General features: G+C 58.9%; 7 protein-coding genes. All 7 read right to left on the bottom strand.

Going from position 1 to position 6034, the window contains the following annotated elements:
* Nucleotides 1-286 (bottom strand): Lrp/AsnC ligand binding domain-containing protein (locus PHF15_RS16425; RefSeq protein WP_300122880.1); only part of this gene is annotated, 286 nt, incomplete at its 3' end.
* Nucleotides 287-352: 66 nt separating this feature from the next.
* A complete protein-coding gene (locus PHF15_RS16420) occupies nucleotides 353-1240 on the bottom strand; it encodes an EamA family transporter (RefSeq protein WP_300122877.1) in 888 nt (295 codons plus the stop codon).
* Nucleotides 1241-1330: 90 nt separating this feature from the next.
* Nucleotides 1331-2293: a branched-chain amino acid ABC transporter permease gene (locus PHF15_RS16415; RefSeq protein ID WP_300122884.1), complete on the bottom strand. Its 963-nt coding sequence runs from the start codon at nucleotides 2291-2293 to the stop codon at nucleotides 1331-1333.
* Nucleotides 2294-2323: 30 nt separating this feature from the next.
* On the bottom strand, nucleotides 2324-3208 hold the full coding sequence (locus tag PHF15_RS16410) for a branched-chain amino acid ABC transporter permease (RefSeq protein WP_300122874.1): 885 nt from the start codon (nucleotides 3206-3208) through the stop codon (nucleotides 2324-2326).
* Nucleotides 3209-3285: 77 nt separating this feature from the next.
* The gene (locus tag PHF15_RS16405; RefSeq protein WP_300122872.1) at nucleotides 3286-4479 is read right to left on the bottom strand and encodes an ABC transporter substrate-binding protein; all 1194 of its coding nucleotides are present in this window, start codon (nucleotides 4477-4479) and stop codon (nucleotides 3286-3288) included.
* A 51-nt stretch (nucleotides 4480-4530) separates the two neighbouring features.
* Nucleotides 4531-5235 (bottom strand): ABC transporter ATP-binding protein, encoded by a 705-nt coding sequence (locus tag PHF15_RS16400; RefSeq protein WP_300122870.1) that lies wholly within the window; start codon nucleotides 5233-5235, stop codon nucleotides 4531-4533.
* On the bottom strand, nucleotides 5235-6026 hold the full coding sequence (locus tag PHF15_RS16395; protein WP_300122882.1) for an ABC transporter ATP-binding protein: 792 nt from the start codon (nucleotides 6024-6026) through the stop codon (nucleotides 5235-5237). The genes PHF15_RS16400 and PHF15_RS16395 overlap by 1 nt, the downstream gene beginning before the upstream one ends.
* Nucleotides 6027-6034 lie beyond the last annotated feature (8 nt).

Below are 6034 nucleotides of genomic sequence, written 5' to 3'. Positions count from 1 at the left end.
TGTCGGCGGCGTGGACGATCAGGCAGAAGTCCGGGCCGGGCGAGACGCGGTAACACTGCTGCACGGCATCCTCAGTGGCCACCTTTTTCTCAAACCCCTCCAGCGCCGCCTGATCCTGCCGATCCAGTGTGATCTCCACCACCGCGCACAGGCCATGGCCAATGACGCTGGCGACGTTGTCCACGCTCAGAATCGCCATCTCGCGCTCGATCAGTCCGGCTTCTTTGAGGCGGTTGACCCGGCGCAGCAAGTGCAGGTCGGTGGCATCAAGGGCAATTGAACTCATGGCTGATGAATATCAAAAATAATAGCATATTGCGCTTATATATCAAGGGCTAGAGGCCAATTTCTCTTAAGATTTGCGTCGCCGTATCCACCACGGCCACAGCAGGTTCAGCGCCAGGCCTGAGAGCACCAGCGCCGCTGCGCCCAACTTCCATAGTGGCAGCGGCTCGCCCAGCCACCAGGCCGAGCTGGCCATGCCAAACACCGGCACCAGCAAGGCCATCGGCGTGATGGTGGCGGCGCTGTAGCGTGCCAGCAGCCAGCCCCAGGCGGCGTAGCCAAAGATCGAATTGCCCCAGGCTTGCCACGCCACCGCCGCCCACGCGCTCAAGTCAGCGTCCTGCACACCGGCCGCCAAGGCGTCCCAGCCTTCCACCCACAGCGACAAGATGAACAGCGGCGGCACGGCAAACAGGCTTGACCACACCACATAAGCCACCATGTTGATGCGCCCGGCAGCACGGCTCACCAGGTTTCCACCGGCCCACGACAAAGCGGCCAGCAAGATCAGCCCCAGGCCCAGCAGCGTGGTGCTGCCGTCGGTGTGCGCCACGATCACGCCCAGGCCGCTGGCCCCCAGCGCCAGCGCGATCCACTGCACGCGCTGCAAGCCTTCACCAGCCAACGCCATGGCCAGCCCGATGGTAAAAAACACCTGCACCTGAATCACCAGCGAGGCCAGCCCGGGCGAGATGTGTCCGTTCATGGCGACAAACAGCAGGCCAAACTGCCCTACCCCAATCAGCAGGCCATAGCCCGCCAGATTGCGCCAGGGAACCAGCGGGCGCTTCAGAAAAAACACCATGGGCAACACCACCACGGCAAAACGCAGCGTGGCAAACAGCAGCGGCGGCATCTGCCCCAGCGCCAGTTTGATGACGACAAAATTGCTGCCCCAGACAGCCACCACGGCCAGGGCCAACAGAAAGTGCCGCAGTGAAAGCGTGGTTTTCATGGCTAGATTGTCAACCAGGCCCGAGCGTTCAGCGCAATCAAGACAGTGCCAGCAGCACGGCGCTGCTGTAAACGTCGGCGCTTGTCCTTTTCAGGTTCTGGGGGTGGTGGTGGCATGGCGTCGGCGCTCCAACGCGGCCTGTAATTCACCCACAACACCTTTGCGAAAAACCAGTACGCAGAGCACAAAAATGATGCCAATGATGACGTTTACCCACGAGCCAACCTTGTCGGCCAGCGTGTCCTGCAATGACACCACGATGCCAGCGCCTACCACCGGACCAAAAAAGGTGCCCATGCCGCCCAGCAGTGTCATCAGGATCACTTCGCCCGACATCGTCCAGTGCACATCAGAGAGTGTGGCAAAGCCCATAACCAGTGTTTTCAGTGATCCGGCCAATCCGGCCAGCGCGCTTGACAGTACGAAAGCCAGCAACTTGTAGCGATCCACTTGGTAGCCCAGCGAGATGGCGCGCGGTTCGTTTTCACGGATCATCTTGAGGACCTGGCCAAACGGGGAATGCACAATGCGCGAAACGGCCAAAAAGCCGGCCACAAAAACCGCCAGCACCAGGTAATACATGGTGGTGTCCGATTGGAGCGACAGCAGGCCAAACAGCGCACCGCGTGGCACGCCCTGCAGGCCATCCTCGCCGCCAGTGAACGGCGCCTGCAGGCAGATGAAAAACACGATCTGAGCCAGGGCCATCGTGATCATGGCGAAATAAATGCCCTGGCGCCGGATGGCCACAAAGCCAACCACCAGACCGATCAGGCCTGAACCAATCACGCCGGCCACAATGCCCAATTCCGGCGTGAAGTTATGCGACTTGATGAGATAACCGGTAATGTAAGCCGCCGAGCCGAAAAACGCGGCGTGGCCAAAAGACAGCAAACCGGTAAAACCCAGCAGCAGGTTGAGGGCGCAGGCAAAAATAGCAAAGCACAGCAGCTTCATGACAAACACTGGATAGAGCCCGAGCAAGGGCGCGGCCAGCGCCAGCAGCAACAACGCGACGTAAGTGAGATTGAGAAGCTTGGTAGCCTGGGGCATGGAGGGTTTTTCTGTCCGAGTGTTCATGGCTCAGGCCTCCTTGCCAAACAGGCCGGTGGGGCGAATCATCAGCACGATCACCATGATGATGAACACCACAATGCTGGATGCTTCCGGGTAAAACACGCGGGTCAGGCCTTCGATCACACCCAGGCCCAGACCGGTCAGGATCGAGCCCATGATGGAGCCCATGCCACCAATCACCACCACCGCGAACACCACGATGATCAGGTTGGAGCCCATCAAAGGATTAACCTGGATGATGGGCGCTGCCAATACACCTGCGAGCGCCGCCAGTGCCGCACCCGCGCCGTAGGTCAGCATCACCATCAACGGCACGTTGATGCCAAAGGCTTGCACCAGCGCGGCGTTTTCGGTGCCGGCGCGCAGGTAGGCGCCCAGGCGCGTGCGTTCAATCAGATACCAGGTGCCCAGGCACACCGTCAGCGATGCCAACACCACCCAGGCACGGTAATTCGGCAGCACCATAAAGCCCAGATTGGTGGCGCCGGACAACAGTTCGGGCACATTGTAATTTTGGCCTGATACGCCGTACAACTCGCGGAAGATGCCCTCGGCAATCAAAGCCAGGCCCAGGGTGAGTAATAAGCCGTAAATGGGGTCAATTTTGTAAAGATGCTTGAGAAAAAGCCGCTCAATCACGACACCGAGCGCACCCACCGTCAGCGGCGCCAGCACCAGCGCGTACCAGTAATTGATGCCGAATTTGTCGAGCATGATCCAGGCGGCAAAGGCGCCCAGCATATAAAGTGCACCGTGCGCGAAGTTCACGATGCCCAACAGGCCAAAGATAACCGCCAGCCCAAGACTGAGCATGGCGTAAAACGCGCCATTGACTAGACCCAACATCAACTGGCCCAGAAAAGCTTGAAGGGGAATACCGAAAATTTCCATGGAGGCCCGTTAGTTGATGCCTGATATATTGAAAAAGCGGCCAACCGCACCCGCGACCAGCCGCCTTGTTGGTCAGCTTATTTCTTGTTCAGCGCACATTTGGATTCGGCCACCGTGGTGAAAGCCTGCTCACCCGGAATCTTGGCCATGGTCTTGTAGTAGTCCCATGGCACGGTCGATTCCTTGGGCGACTTGACCTGGAACAGGTACATGTCGTGGATCATGCGGCCGTCAGCGCGGATCTGACCCTTGTTGTAGAAGTCATCGATCTTCATGCCCTTCAAGGTGGACATCACCTTGTCCGCGTCGGTCGTGCCGGCAGTCTGCACTGCCTTCAGGTAATTGGTTGCGGCCGAGTAGTCGGCGGCTTGTACGCTGGAAGGCATTCGCTTGTATTTGTCAAAGAAACGTTTGGCGAATTTGCGCGAGGCGTCATCCTGGTTCCAGTACCAGCTGTCAGCCAGTTGCAGGCCTTCGGTGTTGGCCAGACCCAGGCTGTGCACGTCGTTGATGAACACCAGCAGGCCGGCGATCTTCATGGTCTTGTTGATACCGAATTCCTTGGCCGCCTTCATCGCATTGGTAAAGTCGCCGCCAGCATTGGCCATCCCCAGGATCTGTGCCTTGGACGATTGCGCCTGCAGCAGGAACGAGGAGAAATCGGAAGCATTGAGCGGGTGGCGTACAGCGCCGACAACGGTGCCGCCATTGGCCTTGACCACGGTCGAGGCATCGCTTTCCAACGAATAGCCGAACGCATAGTCGGCCGTCAGAAAGAACCAGGTCTTGGCACCGGCCTTGACCAGTGCCGTGCCGGCCACCTTGGCCAGCGCCACCGTGTCGTAGGCGTAATGGACGGTATAAGGCGAGCAGGCTTCATTGGTCAAGCGGGCCGAGCCGGCGCCGATCGAGATGAAGGGACGCTTTTTTTCCTCAGCGACCTTGGCCATGGCCAGCGACGTGCCGGAGTTCGTGCCGCCAATCAGCATCGACAGACCATCCTTGTCGATCCATTCACGGGCCTTGGAGCTGGCCACGTCGGCCTTGTTCTGGTGGTCCGCGGTGAGCACTTCAATGGGGCGGTTGAGAACCTTGCCGCCGAAGTCCTGGGCGGCCCACTTGATCATTTCACCGCCGGCCGGGCCGTCGATGTCAGCGTACACGCTGGACATGTCGGTGATGAACCCGATCTTGATCGGCCCGGTGTTTTGCGCCGAGGCGCTGAAGCCCATGCCAATGGTGAGGGCGGCGGCTAGGGTTTTGAGTTTCATGTTGTCTCCTGGTGGTTGATTGTTGATTGAGAAGCGAGGAAAAGGTTGGGTTTAAACGCCCAGATAGTCTTGCAGCATACCCATGTTTTGCACCAATTGATCCTGGGCGAATTGCTTGACGATCAAGCCGTGCTCCATGACGTAAAAACGATCTGCCAGCGGTGCGGCAAAGCGGAAATTTTGCTCAACCAGCACAATGGTGTAGCCCTTGCTCTTGAGCGTCAGAATCACCTCGGCGAGTTTTTGCACGATGACGGGGGCCAGCCCTTCCGAGATTTCATCAAGCAGCAGCAGCCGTGCGCCCGTGCGCAAAATGCGCGCGACAGCCAGCATCTGCTGCTCGCCGCCCGACAGACGCGTCCCCGGGCTGGCAGCACGCTCCTGCAAGTTTGGGAACATCGTGTAAATCTCTTCGACGCTCATGCCCCCGGGTGCCAGCGTGGGCGGTAGCATCAGGTTTTCTTCGGCCGTCAGGCTGGCAAAAATGCCGCGCTCTTCCGGGCAGTAACCGATGCCAAGGTGGGCCACTTTTTGCGCGGGCAGTGTGATTGCTTCGGTGCCGTTGATCTTGATCGAGCCCTTGCGCGCGCCGGTCAAGCCGACGATGGCACGCAAGGTGGTGGTGCGCCCCGCGCCATTGCGCCCCAGCAGGGTGACGACTTCCCCTTCGTTGACGCTGAGGTTGACCCCGTGCAGGATGTGCGACTCACCGTACCAGGCGTGCAAGTCTTCAATGCGCAGCAATTCGCGGGTCATCAATGCGCTCCCTGCAAGCTTGTGTTGGCGGTACCCATGTAGGCCTCGATCACCAGCGGGTTGTTCGATACCTCAGCATAGGAGCCATCGGCGATGATGCCCCCGCGCTGCAAGACCGTGATACGGTCCGCAATGGAGGCCACCACATTCATGTTGTGTTCCACCATCAGGATGGTTCGTCCGGCAGACACCTTTTTGATCAGTTGGGTGACCCGATCGACATCTTCGTGCCCCATGCCTTGTGTGGGTTCGTCCAGCAGCATCAACTCAGGTTCCAGTGCCAGGGTGGTCGCAAGTTCAAGCGCACGCTTGCGGCCATAAGGAAGATTGACGGTCAGTTCATCGGCAAAATCCTGCAAGTCAACCTCGGCCAGCAGTTGCCGCGCCCGCGCATGCAAGGGCAGCAGGGTGCGCTCGGATTTCCAGAAGTGAAACGAGGTTCCCAGATTGCGCTGCAAGGCAGCACGCACGTTTTCCAGCACGGTCATGTGTGCAAATACAGCAGAAATCTGGAACGAGCGAACAACGCCACGTCGCGCCGTTTGCGCAGGCTGCTCCAGCGTGATGTCTTGGCCATTGAACAAAATGCTGCCCTTGGTCGGCGGCAAAAATTTGGTCAACAAGTTGAAGAAAGTGGTTTTGCCGGCACCATTGGGGCCAATCAGCGCGTGAATATGACCGCGCTGCACCTGCAGGTCGACATGACTGACGGCGACAAACCCTTTGAATGCCTTGGTTAATCCGCGTGTCTCAAGAATGCACTTTTCTGGAGAATAAAAATCCCCGCCCAAAGGGGCGG

The sequence above is a fragment of the Rhodoferax sp. genome (genome assembly GCF_028689295.1).
Taxonomy (GTDB): Bacteria; Pseudomonadota; Gammaproteobacteria; order Burkholderiales; family Burkholderiaceae_C; genus Rhodoferax.
This window is presented reverse-complemented; position numbering and strand designations above follow the sequence as displayed.

Excerpts from the sequence above, each read along its gene's own strand:
- PHF15_RS16410 (WP_300122874.1), bottom strand. The coding sequence starts at position 3,208 with ATGGAAATTTTCGGTATTCCCCTTCAAGCTTTTCTGGGCCAGTTGATG.
- PHF15_RS16420 (WP_300122877.1), bottom strand. The coding sequence starts at position 1,240 with ATGAAAACCACGCTTTCACTGCGGCACTTTCTGTTGGCCCTGGCCGTG.
- PHF15_RS16400 (WP_300122870.1), bottom strand. The coding sequence starts at position 5,235 with ATGACCCGCGAATTGCTGCGCATTGAAGACTTGCACGCCTGGTACGGT.
- PHF15_RS16405 (WP_300122872.1), bottom strand. The coding sequence starts at position 4,479 with ATGAAACTCAAAACCCTAGCCGCCGCCCTCACCATTGGCATGGGCTTC.
- PHF15_RS16415 (WP_300122884.1), bottom strand. The coding sequence starts at position 2,293 with ATGCCCCAGGCTACCAAGCTTCTCAATCTCACTTACGTCGCGTTGTTG.